This is a genomic window from Streptomyces sp. BR1 (assembly GCF_052373795.1).
Classification (GTDB): domain Bacteria; phylum Actinomycetota; class Actinomycetes; order Streptomycetales; family Streptomycetaceae; genus Streptomyces.
On record NZ_CM126252.1, the window covers coordinates 1,434,239 to 1,454,451 of the forward strand.

General features: G+C 71.0%; 1 protein-coding gene. It reads right to left on the reverse strand.

The genetic code is table 11. From position 1 onward, the window contains the following. Positions 1–91 precede the first annotated feature (91 nt). The gene (locus ACT1U9_RS06090; RefSeq protein ID WP_444537349.1) at positions 92–20,194 is read right to left on the reverse strand and encodes a type I polyketide synthase; all 20,103 of its coding nucleotides are present in this window, start codon (positions 20,192–20,194) and stop codon (positions 92–94) included. Between the last annotated feature and the right edge of the window lie 19 nt (positions 20,195–20,213).

The following is a 20,213-nucleotide window of genomic DNA, read 5'->3' on the forward strand; positions in this document are numbered from 1 at the left end:
TCCTATTCGCCTGATCGAGATCGTGGAGGTATTCGCACGTACTCGGAATGTCTCGGGTCTCAGAACTCTGGGGCCGGGGTGCCGGATCGGCTCAGCCCTGGCCGAACTTCTTGTCGATGAGGGCGAACAGCTCGTCGTCGTCCGCCTCTTCGATCTCGTTGGCTCCGGATTCGCCATCCGTCCGGCGGGCGTCGTTCCACTGCGCCAGCAGGGTCTGCAGACGCACCGCCACCCGGGCGTGCGCGGCCTCGTCGCCGGCCGCCGCGGACAGTTCCTCCGGATCCAGTGAGGAGAAGGTGCTCTCCAGCCGGTCGAGTTCCTCCAGTACGGAGAGCTTGCGCTCCGCCGTCTCCGGGGCCACCTCGCTCAGCAGGTACTCGGCGAGGGCGGCCGGGTTCGGGTAGTCGTAGATCAGCGTCGCCGGGAGGCGCAGGCCGCCGGCGGCACCGAGACGGTTGCGCAGCTCGACCGCGGTCAGCGAGTCGAAGCCCAGCTCCTTGAACGGCTGCCCGCCGCCGACGAGTTCGGCCGACTTGTACCCGAGTACGGCGGCCACCTGGCCGCGCACCAGGTCCAGTACGGTCCGCTCCCGCTCCGCCGCCGACAGCTCGGCGAGCCGGTCGGCGAGCGTCCGCTCTCCCGCGCCGTCCGTGGCCACGGCGTCCGGTGTGCGGCCCGCGCTCTGCACGGACCTGCGTACCGGCGTCCGCACCAGACCGCGGAACATCGGCAGGAGCCCGCCGTCCGCGGCCCGTGCCCGCAGGGTCGCCGGGTCGGTCCCGACCGGCAGGAGGACGGGCTCATCGGCGGTGAGCGCCGCGTCGAAGAGCGCGAGCCCGTCGGCCTGTGACAGCGGTACGACACCGCCGCGCGCGGCGCGGCCCCGCTCCGCCTCCGTCAGCCGGCCCGCCATGCCGCGCTCCTCGGCCCACATGCCCCAGACCAGGGACAGCGCGCTGAGTCCGCGCGCCCTGCGGTACCGGGCGAGCGCGTCGAGGAAGACGTTGGCGGCGGCGTAGTTGGCCTGCCCCGCGCCACCGAGCGTACCGGCCGCGGCGGAGAACAGGATGAACGCCGACAGATCCAGCTCACGGGTCAGCTCGTGCAGGTGGAGCGCCGCCTCGGCCTTGGGACGCAGCACCCGGTCCACCCGCTCCGGGGTGAGCAGGTCCACGACTCCGTCGTCCAGGACGGCCGCGGTGTGCACGACGGCCGTCAGCGGACGCTCGGCGGGGATGGCTGCCAGGAGCGCGGCGAGCGCGTCCCGGTCGGCCACGTCGCAGGCCGCCCACACCGCCGTCGCGCCCAACGCACCGAGCTCTTCGGTGAGTTGTGCCGCGCCCTCCGCGTCGGCTCCCCGGCGGCTGGTGAGCAGCAGGTGACGTACACCGTGCTCGGCGACCAGGTGCCGGGCGAAGAGCCCGGCCAGTCCGCCGCTCGCCCCGGTGATCAGGACGGTGCCCCGCGGGTCGATACGGCGGCCGGTGTCGCCCGTCGCCCGCTCCGTGCCCGCCTCGGCCAGCCGGGGCGCGTACACCGCTCCCCTGCGTACGGCCAGTTCGGGCTCGGCGGAGGCGAGAGCACCCGTCAGCGCCCGGTAGGACGCATCGGATCCGTCGACGTCGACGAGGACGAACCGGTCGGGGTTCTCGGTCTGCGCGGCGCGCACCAGACCCCACACCGGTGCGTGCACCAGGTCGGCGACCTCGGCGTCGTCGCCCGCGGCCACCGCGCCCCGCGTGACGAACACCAGCCGGGTTCCGGTGGACCGGCCGCCGTCCAGCCAGCCCTGTACGGTCGCGAGCGCACGGTGCGTGGCCTCGCGTACCTGCTGGGCGAGGTGCGCGACGTCCTGTGCCGAGTCGGCCGTTGTGGACGGCGCGTCCGGAGCCACGACGAACGGCACGAGCAACGTGTCCGGTACCGGGCGCCCGGCCGCGACGGCCGCGTCCAGGGCGGCCAGGTCGTCGTAGGACTCGGCGGTGGTGCCCGCGGCCGCCAGCGAGGCGACGAGCGGGTCGTCGGCGGCGAGGCCGGGGGCCCGTACGACCGCGAGGGTCGCGGCGGACGGCGTCGGCGTCGGTGTCTGTACCCAGTCGAGCCGGAACAGCGACTCGTGGACTCCGGTGGGAACCACGGCGAACCGTTCCGTGTCGACCGGCTGCATCACCAGCGCCTCGACCGAGGCGACCGGAGCGCCCTGCTCGTCCGCCAGGACGACGGACACGGTGTCGGTGCTGTCGGTGCCGGTGTCGCCGACCGGGGTGATCCGCAGACGAAGGACGTCCGCGCCGACCGCGTGCAGCCGCACCCCGCGCCAGGCGAGCGGCAGCCTGCCTCCCGCAGTGGATCCGGTGGCGCCGGCCGCGAGTGCCTGCGAGGCGGCGTCGAGCAACGCCGGGTGCAGGGCGAACCGGGTGCCGGACATGCCGGCATCATCGGACAGCCGCGCCTCGGCGAACACCTCCTCGCCCCGTGCCCACACCTGGGTCAGCGTCCGGAACGCGGGCCCGTGGAAGAGCCCGGCGGCAGTCAGCCGATCGCGCAGCGTGTCGACGGCGACCGGTTCGGCCCCGGCGGGCGGCCACTGCGCCGACCCGTCGGCGACGGCGGTCTCGACCGCCGAGGAACCTCCGCCGCAGGACAGGACTCCGACGGCGTTACGGGACCAGGCCCCGTCCGACGCCTCGATACGGCTGTGCACCTGCACCGAACGGCACGAGCTCTCGTCCAACCCGCCGACGGTCACGCGCAGTTGTACGGCCCCGTGCTCGGGAAGAACGAGCGGCGCTTCGAGCGTCAGCTCCTCCACCACGTCGCACCCCACCTCGTCACCGGCGCGCACGGCCAGCTCGACGAAGGCCGCACCGGGCACCACGACGGTGTCCGCCACCACGTGGTCGGCAAGCCAGGGGTGCGTGCGGAGCGACAGCCGCCCGGTGAGGAGGAACCCGTCCGAGTCGGGCAGCTCGACCGCCGCCCCCAGCAGCGGGTGCCCCGCCGCGCCGATCCCGACCGAGGTGACGTCATCGGTCTCGGCGAAGGAGTCGATCCAGTAGCGCTGGCGCTGGAAGGCGTAGGTGGGCAGGTCGACGCGCTGGGCGCCGGTGCCCGCGTAGTACGCCTGCCAGTCGACCGTGACGCCGTGCGTGTGGGCGCGGGCGAGCGCGGTGGTGACGGTCTCGGCCTCGGGGCGGTTCTTGCGGAGCACGGGTACGAAGACCGCGTCCTCGGTGACGCACTCCTGCGCCATGGCGGAGAGGACACCGTCCGGGCCGAGCTCGATGTAGGAGGTGGCACCGGCCGCTTCGAGGGCGCGAATGCCGTCGAGGAACCGTACGGCCTCACGGACGTGGCGTACCCAGAAGTCGGCGTCCGCCATCTCGTCGGAGACCACGGAACCGGTGAGGTTGGAGACGACCGGTATACGCGGGGTGCCGTACGACAGCCCCTCGGCAACCTTGCGGAAGTCGGCGAGCATCCCGTCCATGTGCGGGGAGTGGAACGCGTGACTGACCGTCAGCCGCTTCGACTTGCGGCCTTCGAAGTGCGCGACGACCTTGAGCGCCGCGTCCTCGTCACCGGCGATGACCACCGACTGCGGACCGTTGATGGCCGCGATGGACACACCGTCGGTGAGGTACGGAAGCACCTCGTCCTCCGACGCCTGCACCGCGATCATCACGCCACCGGCGGGCAGCGCCTGCATCAACCGGCCACGCGAGGCGACCAGTTCACATGCGTCCTGGAGCGAGAACACCCCGGCGACGTGCGCCGCAGCGATCTCACCGATCGAATGACCCGCCAGGAAGTCCGGCTTCACACCCCACGACTCCACCAGCCGGAACAACGCCACCTCAACCGCGAACAACGCAGGCTGAGTGAACTCCGTACGGTCCACCAGAGCCGCATCGTCCCCGAACAGCACGTCCGCCAGCGGGACTTCGAGGTGCGTGTCGATGTGCGCACAGACCTCGTCCAGCGCCTTCGCGAAGACGGGGTAGGTGTCGTACAGCTCACGGCCCATCCCCAGCCGCTGGCTGCCCTGGCCCGTGAACAGGAACGCCGTCTGCTGCTCGGCAGCGGCGACGCCCTGGATCACCTGCGCCGTGGAGTCCCCCGTGGCCAGTGCTGTGAGCGCCTGAAGGAACTCCTCGCGCTCTCCGGCGACGAGTACGGCACGGTGGTCGAGGGCCGCCCGACCTGTCGCGAGGGAGTGGCCGACGTCCACGGGACGCAGCTCGTCGTGGGCGACGAGGTGGGAGCGCAGGCGCTGGGCCTGATCGCGCAGAGCGGCCTCGGTCCTGCCGGACAACGGCCACGCCGATGTTGCGGGGCCGTCCTCCGGCCGGTCGGAGTCGGTTCCGGCCGCCTCCGGGTCCTGCGGCGCCTGTTCCAGGACGGTGTGCGCGTTGGTGCCGCTCACGCCGAAGGACGAGATGCCCGCCCGGCGGGGACGGCCGGTCTCCGGCCACGCGCGCTGTTCGGTCAGCAGCGCGATGTCGCCCGCCGACCAGTCCACGTGCGGGGTCGGCGCATCCACGTGCAGGGTCTGCGGCAACTCGCCGTGCTGCATCGCGAGAACCATCTTGATGATGCCCGCGACACCGGCGGCAGCCTGGGTGTGACCGATGTTCGACTTGATCGAGCCGAGCAGCAGCGGCCGATCGGCCGGGCGGTCCTGGCCGTACGTGGCCAGCAGGGCCTGCGCCTCGATCGGGTCACCGAGCTTCGTACCCGTACCGTGCGCCTCCACCACATCCACCTCAGCAGCCGACAGACCCGCGCTGGCCAACGCCTGACGAATCACCCGCTGCTGCGACGGACCATTCGGAGCCGTCAGACCATTACTCGCACCATCCTGATTGACGGCGGAACCACGGACCACGGCAAGCACCGGATGGCCCTTGGCCTGCGCGTCCGACAGCCGCTCGACAAGCAGCATGCCGACACCCTCACCCCAGCCCGTACCGTCCGCCGAAGCAGCGAACGCCTTGATACGGCCATCCGCCGCAAGACCCCGCTGACGACTGAACTCGACGAACGCGCCCGGAGTCGACATCACCGTCACACCACCGGCCAGCGCGAGCGAGCACTCGCCCTGCCGCAGCGCCTGCACAGCCAAGTGCAGGGCGACCAGCGACGACGAGCACGCCGTGTCGACCGTGACCGCCGGACCCTCCAGGCCGAAGACGTAGGAGAGCCGGCCGGAGACGACGCTCGCGGAGTTGCCGGTGCTCATGAAGCCGTCACCTCCGTCGGCGGAGTTCAGCACGAGGGAGAGGTAGTCCTGGCCGTTGGTGCCGACGAACACACCGGCCTGACTGCCACGCACCGACGAGGGGTCGATGCCCGCCCGCTCGAACGCCTCCCACGAGGTCTCAAGCAGCAGCCGCTGCTGCGGGTCCATCGCCAGGGCCTCACGCGGCGAGATCCCGAAGAACGCCGGGTCGAACTCCGCCACGTCGTACAGGAAGCCACCCTCACGGGCGTACGCGTCCTCCTGCTCGGACTGCGGGCCGAACAGCGACTCCGCGTCCCAGCCACGGTCGGCGGGGAAGTCGCCGATGGCGTCACCGCCGGTCGAGAGAAGCTGCCAGAGGTCTTCCGGGGTGCGTACGCCGCCGGGGAACCGGCAGCTCATCGCCACGATCGCGATGGGGTCGTCGTCCACAGCAGTGGCAGCGACCACCGGGCCGGCCACGGCCGCCTCGGTGCCGAGCAGTTCACCGCGCAGATACTCCGCGAGCGCGGCCGACGTCGGGTAGTCGTAGACCAACGTGGCCGGAAGCTTCAACTCCGTGACCGCACCCAGCCGGTTGCGCAGCTCGACCGCGGTGAGCGAGTCGAATCCCAACTCCTTGAACGCCCGCCCCGCACCCACGGTGTCCGTACCGGCGTGACCGAGTACGGCAGCCACCTCCTTGCGTACGAGATCCAGCAGCAGCCGGTCCCGCTCGGCGGCGGTCAGCTCCGCCAACTGCTGTGCCGGCGACTGGCGATCGCGGTCGGCACCGTCGGCCCGACGCGCCTCGCCCCCGGTCGCGGCGAGTGCGCGCCGGGCCTCGGGGAGTTCGGCGAGGAGGTTGCTCGCCCGCACGGCGGTGAAGCCGGGCGCGAACAGGTCCCACTCCACGTCCACGACGGCGACGACCGTGTCGTTCGCTTCGAGCACCCGCTGCAACGCGTTGATGGCCGCGGCACCGTCCATGGGCGGTACACCGCCGCGGCGCATGCGGGCGTCCAGTGCCTCATCGGCCGCCATGCCACCCTCGGCCCACGGGCCCCAGGCCACAGACGTCGCGGCGAGACCATCGGCACGACGCTGCTCGGCGAGAGCGTCCAGGTAGGCGTTCGCAGCCGCGTAGTTGGCCTGACCGGCGGTACCCCAGGTACCGGTGACGGAGGAGAAAAGGACGAAGGCGTCGAGTTCGATACCCAGCTCGCCGGTCAGCTCGTGCAGGTGCCGGGCGGAGACCGCCTTGGCCCGCAGCACGCTTTCGATGCGGTCAGGAGTCAGAGCGTCGAGCACACCGTCGTCCAGAACACCTGCCGTGTGAACGACAGCCGTCAGCGAGTCGGCGACGGACGACAGCAGATCACGCAGCGCATCACGGTCGGCCATGTCACACGCCACCACGGATGCCTCAACACCCATGCCGGTCAGCTCGTCAACCAGCTCAGCAGCACCAGGCGCTTCCAGACCACGACGGCTCGTCAGAACCACACGCCGTGCACCAGAGCCAGCCAGCCAGCGGGCCACCCGGCCACCCAGAGCACCCGTACCACCCGTCACCAACACCGTGCCACGAGGAGACCAACCCGAGCCGCCCTCCGCACCCGCAGCACGCACCAGACGACGCCCGAACACACCCGACGAACGCACCGCGACCTGGTCCTCACCAGAACCAGACACCAACACCGCGCTCAAACGCGACAACGCACGGTCATCCAACACTCCGGGCAGATCAACCAGACCGCCCCAACGCTCAGGAACCTCAAGCGCCGCAACCCGGCCCAAACCCCACACCTGCGCCTGCACCGGCGACCCAACACGATCCCAACGCCCCACCGACACAGCACCACGCGTCACACACCACAACGGCGCGGGGATCTCGGCATCACCCAACGCCTGAACCACACCAGCCGTCAGAACAACACCAGACACCTCATCCAGCCCGAGGAGCGACACCACACCGGCACACTCACCAGCCCCAGCAAACAGACCAGCCAGCCCCGCACGATCCGCACCCGGCTCCACCACAACCCGGCGAACCCCAGCACCACGAACGGTCAAACCACCGACCACATCCGCGACCCAGTCATCGTCCTCAAAGCCAGCGGGAACAACCACCAGCCACGAACCCGACAACCCCACCCCGGCACCGGCCTCGACACCCACCGGCCTCCAGCTCACCCGATAACGCCAGCCGTCAAGCAGCACCTGCTCCTGGCCCTGCTTGCGCCAGGCCGCCAGCGCGGGAAGCACGCTGCCCCACGCACTGGGGTCATCAAGACCCAGCATGGCCGCCAGGGACTCCTGATCCTCACGCTCGATCACATCCCACAAACGGGCATCCGCGGCGTCGACAGTTCCACTGACGGGTGCACTCTCCGCCGGTGTGTTCTCGGGCCAGTAGCGCTGGCGCTGGAAGGCGTACGTGGGCAGGTCGACGCGCTGGGCGCCGGTACCCGCGAAGAACGCCTCCCAGTCCACGGTGACACCGCGCACATGAGCCGCACCAAGAGCCGAGAGCAACGTCCCGGCCTGATCACGCCGGGCCCGCAGAACGGGCACGAACGCGGCACCGTCACCGGTCACACATGCCTGGGCCATCGCGGAAAGGACTCCGTCGGGGCCCAGTTCGACGTACGTGGTGACACCGGCCGCTTCGAGGGATCGGATGCCGTCGAGGAAACGAACCGCCTCGCGGACGTGGCGCACCCAGAAGTCGGCCGAAGCCATCTCGTCCGAGACCAGGGCACCGGTCAGGTTGGAGACAACCGGGATACGCGGCGACTCGTACGACAGCCCCGCGACTACCTCACGGAAGGCTTCCAACATGCCGTCCATGTGCGGCGAGTGGAAGGCGTGACTGACCGTCAGCCGCTTCGACTTGCGGTCCGGGAACTGCGCCACGATCTCCTGCGCGGCGTCCTCGTCACCCGCGATGACGACTGACCGCGGACCATTGACCGCTGCAATGCTGACCCGGTCGGTGAGGTAAGGAAGGACCTCGTCCTCCGACGCCTGCACCGCAATCATCACGCCGCCGGCGGGCAACGCCTGCATCAGACGGCCACGCGCCGAAACCAGCGCACACGCGTCCTCCAGCGAGAACACCCCGGCCACATGCGCGGCCGCGATCTCACCGATCGAATGCCCCGCCAGGAAGTCAGGCTTCAAGCCCCAGGACTCCACCAGCCGGAACAACGCCACCTCAACGGCGAACAACGCAGGCTGAGTGAACTCCGTACGGTCCAGCGCCTCCGCGTCCGAGCCGAACAGCACATCCTTCAGCGGGACTTCGAGATCCAGCTCGGCGCACACCGCGTCCAACGCCTCCGCGAAGACGGGATACGCGTCATACAACTCACGCCCCATCCCCAGCCGCTGACTCCCCTGACCCGTAAACAGGAAGGCAACCTTCCCACCGACCGGCGAACCCGCCACCACACCAGCAGCAGAACCACCCTCCGCCAACACCCCAAGACCCGCCAACAGACCATCACGGTCCCCGGCCACCACAACCGCACGGTCCTCGAACGACGCACGCCCCACCACCAGCGAACGAGCAACGTCAGCCATACGCAGCTCGGGGGCTGCGAGAAGCCGGGCGTGCAGGTTGACGGCCTGCTCGCGGAGCGCGGTGTCGTTCTTGGCCGAGAGGACCAGCGGCAGGGAGGCCGGCTCCGGGGCTGTGTCGTCGGCCCGGGTCGTCTCCACCGCCTCCGGGGCCTGCTCGATGATCGTGTGGGCGTTGGTGCCGCTGAAGCCGAACGAGGACACACCGGCCCGGCGCGGGCGGCCCGTCTCCGGCCACTCCATCGCCTCGGTCAGCAGCGCGATGTCCCCGGCCTCCCAATCGACCTGGGGGGTCGGAGCGTCGATGTGCAGGCTCTGCGGGAGGAGGCCGTGTTGCATGGCCAGCACCATCTTGATCACGCCCGCGACACCGGCGGCAGCCTGGGTGTGGCCGATGTTCGACTTGATCGAGCCGAGCAGCAGCGGCCGGTCCGCCTCGCGGTCCTGGCCGTACGTGGCCAGCAGGGCCTGCGCCTCGATCGGGTCACCCAACCTCGTACCCGTACCGTGCGCCTCCACCACATCCACATCCTCAGCCGACAGACCCGCACTCGCCAGAGCCGCACGGATCACCCGCTGCTGCGACGGACCATTCGGAGCCGTCAGACCGTTGCTCGCACCATCCTGGTTGATCGCCGAACCACGGACCACGGCCAGCACCGGGTGCCCGTTGCGCTGCGCGTCGGACAGCCGCTCGACAAGCAGCATGCCGACACCCTCGCCCCAGCCCGTACCGTCCGCACCCGCCGCGAACGCCTTGATACGGCCGTCCTCCGCCAGGCCACGCTGTCGGCTGAACTCGATGAACGTGCCCGGAGTCGACATCACCGTCACACCACCGGCCAGCGCCAGCGAGCACTCACCGTTGCGCAGCGCCTGGATCGCCCAGTGCAACGCGACCAGCGAGGACGAGCAGGCCGTGTCGACCGTGACCGCCGGGCCCTCCAGGCCGAAGACGTAGGAGAGCCGGCCGGACACGACGCTCGCCGCGTTGCCCGTACCCAAGTGGCCCTCAAGGCCCTCGGGCTCCTCCAGGAGCACCGAGAGGTAGTCCTGGCCGTTGGTGCCGACGAATACACCGGCCTGGCTGCCGCGCAGGGACGACGGGTCGATCCCGGCCCGCTCGAACGCCTCCCACGAGGTCTCAAGCAGGAGACGCTGCTGCGGGTCCATCGCCAGGGCCTCACGCGGCGAGATCCCGAAGAAATCGGCATCGAAGTCGGCCGCGTCGTAAATGAATCCACCCTCACGGACGTACGACGCGCCCTGCACGGAGGCGTCGGCGTCGTACAGCGAATCGACGTCCCAGCCACGGTCCTGCGGAAGATGCGATATCGCGTCGTCACCGTTCGCGAGCAGGCGCCAGAGGTCTTCCGGGGTGCGTACGCCACCGGGGAACCGGCAACTCATCGCCACGATCGCGATCGGATCGTCGTCCACGACCGTGGCCGCGACCACCGGACCGGCCACCGCCGACTGCGTACCCACCAACTCACCGCGCAGATACTCCGCCAGCGCGGCCGACGTCGGGTAGTCGTAGACCAACGTGGCCGGAAGCTTCAACTCCGTGACCGCACCCAGGCGGTTACGCAGCTCGACAGCCGTCAGCGAATCAAAACCGATCTCACGGAACGCACGCCCCGCCTCGACGTCCTCGGCACCCGAATGCCCCAGCACCTCGGCAACCTGCGTACGGACGAGATCCAGGAGGTACGGCTCACGGTCCGCGTCGGCCAGCCCTCGGAGCAGCTGCACCAGGGACGAGCCCGTCATCTGCGCAGAGCCAGTCGCGTCCTGCGGAGTCTTGACGAGGAACTGCACCTCGGGCAGTTCGGCCAGGAGGTTACTCGCCCGCACGGCGGTGAAGCCGGGCGCGAACAGGTCCCAGTCGAAGTCCACGATCGTCAGGGCCGCGTCGGGGGAACCCACCGCCTGCTCCAGGGCCGTGATCGCGAGATCCGCGTCCATGGGCGGCACGCCACCGCGGCGCATGCGGGCGTCCAGTGCCTCGTCGGCCGCCATGCCCCCCTCGGCCCACGGGCCCCAGGCCAGAGACGTCGCGGCAAGACCATCAGCACGACGCTGCTCAGCCAGAGCATCCAAATAGGCATTCGCAGCCGCGTAATTGGCCTGACCAGCAGCACCCAACGTGCCACTCACCGATGAGAAGAGAACAAACGCATCAAGCTCGATACCGAGCTCAACGGTCAGCTCATGCAAGTTCAGCGCGGAGACCGCCTTGGCCCGCAGCACACTCTCGATGCGGTCCGGAGTCAGGGAGTCGACCACACCGTCATCCAGCACACCCGCCGTATGCACGACAGCCGTCAAAGAGTCGGCAACGGACGCCAGCAGATCACGCAACGCGTCACGGTCGGCCGCGTCACAGGCCACCACCGATGCCTCAACACCCATGCCGTTCAGCTCGTCCACCAGCCCAGCCGCACCAGGCGCTTCCAGACCACGACGGCTCGTCAGAACCACACGCCGTGCACCAGAGCCAGCCAGCCAGCGGGCCACCCGGCCGCCCAGAGCACCCGTACCACCCGTCACCAACACCGTGCCGCTCGGAGCCCAACCCGCAGCACCCTCCGCACGCGGGGCACGCACCAGACGACGCCCGAACACACCCGACGACCGCACCGCAACCTGATCCTCACCAGAACCAGACCCCAGCACACCCACCAGACGCGACAACACACGCCCGTCCAACACACCGGGCAGATCAACCAGACCACCCCACCGCTCAGGAACCTCCAAAGCAGCAACCCGGCCCAGACCCCACACCTGCGCCTGCACCGCAGACACAAGACGATCCGAACGCCCCACCGACACCGCACCACGCGTCACACACCACAACGGTGCGGGGATCTCGGCATCACCCAACGCCGCAACCACACCAGCCGTCAGAACAACACCAGACACCTCGTCCAACGCCAGCAAAGACACCACACCAGCAGCAGCACCGGAGCCGGTCAGCAGGCCGGCCAGCGCAACACGATCCGCACCCGCCGCCACCACGACCCGCCGAACCCCAGCCCCACCATCACCCAGACCACGAACCACATCCGCAACCCAAGCGTCCTCCTCGAACCCAGCAGGCAGGAGCACCAACCACGCCCCACCCACCACACCGGAAGACACCACCGGCTTCCAGCTCACCCGGTAACGCCAGCCATCCACCTCCGACTGCGTACGCCGACGACGACGCCACGCAGACAGAGCCGGAACCACCTCACTCAGCGGCTGGTCACCATCGAGCTCCAACTCCAGAGCAGCAGCCAGCGAAGCGACATCCTCGTCCTCAACCGCCTCCCAGAAACGGGCGTCCACGGCGTCGACGCGGCCCTCGGCGACCGGACCGGTCGTCGACAGGACGGTCTCCGGCCAGTAGCGCTGCCGCTGGAAGGCGTACGTGGGCAGCTCGATCCGGCGCGCACCGGTCCCCGCGAAGAACGCCTGCCAGTCCACGGCAATGCCCCGGACGTGCGCCTGCGCGAGAGCCGTCGTGACCGTCTCGGCCTCGGAGCGGCCGTTACGGAGCACCGGTACGAAGGCTGCACCCTCACCGGTCACGCACTCCTGGGCCAGCGCCGAGAGAACCCCGTCCGGACCGAGCTCCACGAACGTGGTGACACCGGCCGCTTCCAGAGCACGGACGCCGTCGAGGAACCGTACGGCCTCGCGGACATGGCGTACCCAGAAGTCGGCCGAGGCCATCTCGTCGGAGACCAGGGCACCCGTCAGGTTCGAGACGACCGGGATACGGGGCGACTCGTACGACAGCCCCGCCACAACCTCACGGAACGCGTCCAACATGCCGTCCATGTGCGGCGAGTGGAACGCATGACTCACCGTCAGCCGCTTCGACTTACGGCCTTCGAAGTGCGCGAGGACCGCGTTCGCCGCATCCTCGTCACCCGCGACGACCACCGACCGCGGACCATTGATCGCTGCGATGCTGACCCGGTCCGTGAGGTACGGAAGCACCTCCCCCTCCGACGCCTGCACCGCAACCATCACACCACCGGCAGGCAACGCCTGCATCAACCGACCACGCGCGGCGACCAGTTCACACGCGTCCTCCAGCGAGAACACACCCGCCACATGCGCCGCAGCGATCTCACCGATCGAATGACCGGCGACGAAGTCGGGCCGCAGCCCCCACGACTCGACCAGGCGGAACAGCGCCACCTCGATGGCGAACAGCGCGGGCTGGGTGAACTCCGTACGGTCCAGCGCCTCCGCGTCCGAGCCGAACAGCACGCCCTTCAGGGGCAGTTCCAGACGCGCGCACACCTCGTCCAGCGCGTCCGCGAACACCGGGTACACCTCGTACAGCTCACGGCCCATGCCGAGCCGCTGGCTGCCCTGGCCCGTGAACAGGAACGCCAGACCGCCACCGGTCACCGTCCCGCGGACCAGGCCCGCCGACTGCTCGCCGGCGGCCAGGGCGTCCAGTTGTGAGAGCAACCGGGAAGCCGGCGCGTCGCCGTCGGAGGAGTCCCCGATCAGGACCGCGCGGTGCTCCAGCGCCGCGCGGCTCGTGGCCAGGGAGTAGCCGAGGTCGAGGGCGCCGGAGGCGGTCACGATGCCGTGCGCCGCCTGGCGCAGGCGCTCCGCCTGGGCTCGCAGGGCTGTAGCCGTGCGGCCGGAGACGAGCCACGGGAGCACCGGCAGGGCGCGGGTCGCGGGCGTGCGCTCGGGCCGGTCGGCCGGGGCCTGCTCGATGATGGCGTGCGCGTTGGTGCCGCTGTAGCCGAACGAGGAGATGCCCGCGCGGCGCGGGCGGCCCGTCTCCGGCCATGCCACCTGCTCGGTCAGCAGGGCGATGTCGCCGGCCGACCAGTCCACGTACGGAGTGGGTTCGTCGATGTGCAGCGTCCGGGGCAGCACGCCGTGGCGCATCGCCATGACCATCTTGATGACACCGGCCGCGCCGGCCACGGCCTGGGTGTGGCCGATGTTCGACTTCACGGAACCGAGCCACAGCGGCCGGTCCGCCGAGCGCCCCTGGCCGTAGGTGGCCAGCAGCGCCTGCGCCTCGATCGGGTCGCCGAGGGTGGTACCGGTGCCGTGCGCCTCGACCGCGTCGACCTCGGTGGCCGACAGCCCGGCGCTCGCGAGGGCCTCACGGATCACGCGCTGCTGGGAGGGGCCGTTGGGGGCCGTGAGCCCGTTGCTGGCGCCGTCCTGGTTGACGGCGGTGCCGCGGAGCACCGCGAGCACCTGGTGGCCGTTGCGACGGGCGTCGGAGAGGCGCTCGACGAGGAGCAGGCCGACACCCTCGGACCAGCTCGTCCCGTCGGCGCCCGCCGCGAACGCCTTGATCCGGCCGTCGGCGGCGAGCCCGCGCTGGCGGCTGAACTCGGTGAACGCGCCCGGTGTGGACATGATGGTCACCGCGCCCGCGAGCGCCATCGAGCACTCGCCGCGCCGCAGCGCCTGGGCCGCGAGGTGGAGGGTGACGAGCGAGGAGGAGCAGGCGGTGTCGACGGTGACCGCCGGGCCCTCCAGGCCGAAAGTGTAGGAGAGGCGGCCGGACACCACGCTCGCCGCGTTGCCCGTGCCGAGGTGGCCTTCGAGCCCGTCGGAGTCGTTCAGCCAGAGCTGGAGGTAGTCCTGGGCGTTGGAGCCGATGAAGACGCCCGTACGGCTGCCGCGCAGCGTCGCCGGGTCGATCCCGGCCCGCTCGAACGCCTCCCAGGAGGCTTCGAGCAGGAGGCGCTGCTGCGGGTCCATCGCCAGGGCCTCACGCGGCGAGATCCCGAAGAAGGCGGCGTCGAAGTCGGGTGCGTCGTGCAGGAATCCGCCCTCGCGGGCGTAGCTGGTGCCTTCGCGGTCCGGATCGTCGCTGTAGAGGGTGTCGAGGTCCCAGCCTCGGTCGGCGGGGAAGCCGGTGATGCCGTCACGACCGGCGGCGAGGAGTTGCCACAGCTCCTCGGGGGAGGTGATCCCGCCGGGGAAGCGGCAGCTCATCGCCACGATGGCGATCGGGTCGTCGTCGGCCGCGGCCGGGGCGCCGGCCGGTACGAGCCGCGCAGCCGAAAACGCGCCGTCCGTCAGGTCGCCGATCAGCTCCTCGCGCAGGTATCCGGCGAGCGCCGTCGCGGTCGGGTAGTCGAAGACGAGGGTGGCGGGCAGGCGTCGGCCGGTGGCGTCACCGAGGAGGTTGCGCAGTTCGACGGCGGTGAGCGAGTCGAAGCCCAGCTCCTTGAAGGAGCGGCCCGGCTCGACGGCGGACGGCCCGGGGTAGCCGAGTGCCGTGGCGACCTGCTTGCGGACGATGTCGAGCAGCGCGCGGTCCCGTTCGGCCGCGGAGAGCCCGGCCAGGCGCTCGCGCAGTCCCGCTTCGCCGCCCGCTCCGGCCACGCCGCCGGCCGTGCGGCGCGCGGGAACCCGTACGAGTCCGCGCAGCAGTGGCGACATGGCCCCGGCCTGGGCCTGGGTGCGCAGGGCGGCGAGGTCGGCGTGCATCAGGACCGGTGCGGCCTCGTCGATGCGGTGCAGGAGGCCGAAGAGGTCGAGGCCCTCCGCCGTGGTGAGCGGGGGCAGCCCGTTGCGCCGCATGCGGTTGATGTCGGCCTCGTCGAGGCTTCCGGCCATGCCCGCGCTGTCGGCCCACAGTGCCCAGGCCGGCGAGGTGGCGACGAGGCCCTGGTCCCTGCGGTACTGGGCGAGGGAGTCGAGGAAGACGTTCGCCGCCGCGTAGTTGCCCTGCCCCGGGCCGCCGAAGACGCCGCCGATGGAGGAGAAGAGAACGAAGGCCGAGAGGTCGAGATCCCGGGTCAGCTCGTGCAGGTTGAGTGCCGCGTCCACCTTCGGGCGCAGTACGGCCGAGAGCCGCTCGGGGGTGAGGGAGGCCAGCACGCCGTCGTCCAGCACACCGGCGGTGTGGACGACCGCGCCGAGCGGGTGCTCGGCGGGGATGGCCGCCAGGACTGCGGCGAGCGCGTCCCGGTCGGCCACATCGCACGCCGCCCAGCTCACCGAGGCGCCGGCGGAGGCGAGTTCGGCACCGAGCAGCTCGGCCTCGGGAGTGGTACCGCCCCGGCGTCCGACCAGCAGGAGGTGGCGTACACCGTGCTCGGCGACGAGCCGCCGTGCGATCAGACCGCCCAGCATGCCGCCGGCGCCGGTGACCAGAACGGTCGACCCGGGGGCGTACTCCGCGACCGGAGCATCCTCTCGCACAGCCACCCGGGCGAGCCGAAGGGCGTACAAGCGGCCCTCGCGAAGCGCAAGTTGGGGTTCGTCCACAGACAGCGCGACGGGCAGGGTCTGGGCCGAGATGTCGAGGCCGTCGGTGTCGACGAGAAGCAGCCGGTCGGGGTGTTCCGACTGCGCGGAGCGCAGCAGGCCCAGGACGGCGGCGTGCACGGGGTCGGTGACCGTGTCGGCCGCGACCGCGGCGACGGTGCCCCGGGTGAGGACGACCAGGCGGGAGGCGGCGAAGGAGTCGCCCGCGAAAGGCTCGTCGCCGCACCACGCCTGAGCGAGGGCCAGAGCGTGGTGGGTGGCGTCGTGCACGGCCTGGGGTGTCGTCGCGGTGGCGGGGCCGTAGCCGACGAACACGGCGTCCGGTACGGCCGCTCCGGCTTCGACGGCCGCGGCAAGGTCGGCCAGGTCCGCGTAGGCGGCGACCTCGCCGGGCAGCGTGCCCGGCAGGGCCGCGACGGCGTCCGCGTCACCCAGTACCGCCCAGCGCCCCTGGGCAACGGAGTCGTGCGATCCCGGCAGGGCGGTCCACTCCGCCCGGAACACCGACTCGTGGTACGCGGTACGCGCCGCCTGCACCTGCTCGGCCGAGACGGGGCGCAGCACCAGCGAGTCGACGGTGGCGACCGGTGCGCCGACCGCGTCCGCGATCTCCAGGCGGACCCCGCTGGCGCCCGCCGGGGCGAGGCGCACGCGCAGCGCCTCGGCGCCGGCCGCGTGCAGGGTCACTCCGCTCCAGGAGAACGGGAGCCGCCCTTCGCCCTCGGCGCCGCCGGGCATGCCGAGGCCCAGGGCGTGCAGTGCGGCGTCCAGCAGGGCGGGGTGGAGGCCGAAGTCCTTCGCGGCGGAGGAGTGCTCCTCGGGGAGGGCCACCTCGACGTAGACGCTCTCGCCCTGCCGCCACGCGGCCGTCAGGCCCCGGAACACCGGTCCGTAGCCCATGCCGACCTCGGCGAGGTCCGCGTACAGAGCCTCCGTCCCGATCGTCTCTGCGCCCGCCGGGGGCCACTGGGCCAGTTCGAAACCGGGACGGGCCGCGCCCTGGGCGAGCACACCGCTCGCGTGCCGCGTCCACGGCTCGTCGAAGACACCGCCCTGCGAACGGGAGGAGAGCGTGAACGTCCGCCGCCCGGAGCCGTCCGCGTCCGGCGGGCCCACCTGGATCTGCACCTGTACGGCACCGCGCTCGGGCAGCACCAGCGGCGCTTCGAGCGTCAGCTCCTCCACCGTGTCGCAGCCGACCTGGTCACCGGCGCGCACCGCCAGTTCCACGAAGGCCGTGCCGGGCAGGAGCACGGTGTCCATGATCGCGTGGTCCGCGAGCCAGCCATGGGTGTCGAGGCCGAGCCGCCCGGTGAAGAGGAAGCCCTCCGAGTCCGCGAGCGCCACGGTCGCACCCAGCAACGGGTGCCCGGCCGCCTCCAGTCCGGCGGCGGAGACGTCCCCGGCACCGGAAGTCGGCTCGATCCAGTAACGCTGGTGCTGGAAGGCGTAGGTGGGCAGGTCGACGCGCTGGGCGCCGGTCCCCTCGTAGTACGCCTGCCAGTCGACGGCGATGCCCTGCGTGTGGGCCCGGGCGAGCGCGGTGGTCACCGTCTCGGCCTCGGGACGGCCCTTGCGGAGTACGGGTACGAAGGTCGCGTCCTCGGTGACGCACTCCTGCGCCATGGCGGAGAGGACTCCGTCGGGGCCGAGTTCGAGGTAATTGGTCACGCCTGCGGCTTCGAGCGCGCGGATGCCGTCGAGGAACCGTACGGCCTCGCGGACGTGGCGTACCCAGAAGTCGGCCGACGCCATCTCGTCGGAGACCAGGGCACCGGTCAGGTTCGAGACGACCGGGATGCTCGGGGTGCCGTACGACAGCCCCGCCACCACCTCACGGAAGGCTTCCAACATGCCGTCCATGTGCGGGGAATGGAAGGCGTGACTGACCGTCAGCTGCTTGGACTTACGGCCTTCGAAGTGCGCGAGGACCTTGAGCGCGGCGTCCTCGTCACCGGCGATGACGACTGACTGCGGGCCGTTGATGGCCGCGATGGACACACCGTCGGTGAGGTACGGCAGGACCTCGTCCTCCGACGCCTGAACGGCGATCATGACACCGCCACCAGGCAGCGCCTGCATCAACCTGCCCCGGGCGGCGACCAGTTCGCAGGCGTCCTGGAGCGAGAACACCCCGGCAACGTGCGCGGCGGCTATCTCGCCGATGGAGTGACCCGCCACGAAGTCGGGCTTCACACCCCACGACTCCACCAGCCGGAACAACGCCACCTCAACCGCGAACAACGCAGGCTGAGTGAACTCCGTACGATCCAGCGCCTCAGCGTCCGAGCCGAACAGCACATCCTTCAACGGCAGTTCCAGACGCGAACACACCGCGTCCAACGCCTCCGCGAACACCGGGTAGGCGTCGTACAGCTCACGGCCCATCCCCAGCCGCTGACTCCCCTGACCCGTGAACAGGAACGCCAACTTCCCACCAACCGGCGAACCCGCCACCACACCAGCAGCAGAACCGCCCTCCGCCAACACCGCAAGACCCGCCAACAGACCATCCCGGTCCCCGGCCACCACAGCCCCACGGTCCTCGAACGACGCACGCCCCACCACCAGCGAACGAGCAACGTCCACCGGGCGCAGGCCGGGGTTCTCCTCGATGTGCGCGTGCAGGCGGCGGGCCTGGTCGCGCAGGGCGTCCCGGCCCTTCGCCGAGAGCACCCACGGCAGCACCGCCGGGACCGCCGGAGCCGGTTCCGGCGCGTTGGACGTCGTCTCCTCCGGCTCCGGGGCCTGCTCGATGATCGTGTGGACATTGGTGCCGCTGACGCCGAAGGCGGAGACGCCGACCCGGCGCGGGCGGTCGGCCCGGGGCCACTCCACTGGTTCGGTCAGCAGGGAGACACCGCCCGCCGACCAGTCGACGTGCGAGGTCGGCTCGTCGACATGGAGGGTTTTGGGCAGCACGCCGTGGCGCATGGCCATGACCATCTTGATGATGCCCGCGACACCGGCCGCGTTCTGGGTGTGGCCGATGTTCGACTTGAGCGAGCCCAGCCACAGCGGGCGGTCGGCCGGTCGGTCCTGCCCGTACGTGGCGAGCAGGGCCTGGGCCTCGATCGGGTCGCCGAGGGTGGTGCCGGTGCCGTGCGCCTCGACCGCGTCGATGTCGGCCGGGGTGAGGCGGGCGTTCTCCAGGGCCTGGCGGATGACGCGCTGCTGGGCGGGGCCGTTGGGAGCCGTGAGGCCGTTGCTGGCGCCGTCCTGGTTGACGGCGGAGCCGCGGACGACCGCGAGGACCTGGTGACCGTTGCGGCGGGCGTCGGAGAGGCGCTCGACCAGCAGGACGCCGACACCCTCGCCCCAGCCGGTGCCGTCCGCCGCCTCGGCGAAGGACTTGCAGCGGCCGTCGGGCGACAGGCCGCGCTGGCGGCTGAACTCGACGAAGACGTCCGGACCGGCGAGCACGGTGACGCCCGCGGCCAGCGCGAGCGAGCACTCGCCCTGGCGCAGCGCCTGGACGGCCATGTGCAGAGCGACGGAGGAGGACGAGCAGGCCGTGTCGATGGTGGCGGCGGGCCCCTCCAGACCGAAGACGTAGGCGAGGCGGCCGGAGGTCACACTGGAGGCGGTGCCGGTGAGGAGGTGGCCCTCCACACCGTCCGGCAGGTCGTGCGAACCGGCCCCGTAGGCGTTGGCGGACGCGCCGACGAAGACGCCGGCCCGGCTGCCGCGCAGCGACGCGGCGTCGATCCCGGCGCGTTCGAAGGCCTCCCAGGTGGTCTCCAGGAGGAGGCGCTGCTGCGGGTCCATCGCCAGGGCCTCACGCGGTGAGATCCCGAAGAAGCCCGCGTCGAAGTCGGGCGCGTCGTGCAGGAAGCCGCCGTCGCGGGCGTACGTGGTGCCCTCGTGGTCCGGGTCGGGGTCGTACAGCGACTCGATGTCCCAGCCGCGGTCGGTCGGGAAGCCCGCTATGGCGTCGCCACCGCTCTCGACGAGTCCCCACAGCTCCTCGGGCGACCGGACGCCGCCCGGGAAGCGGCAGCTCATGCCGACGATCGCGATCGGTTCGCGCGAGGCGTCGGTGAGCTCCTGGTTCCGGCGGCGCAGCCGCTCGGTTTCCTTGAGGGAGGCCCGCAGCGCTTCAACGACTTTTTCGTTGGGGGTTGTCATCACTTACTCCGCACTTCGG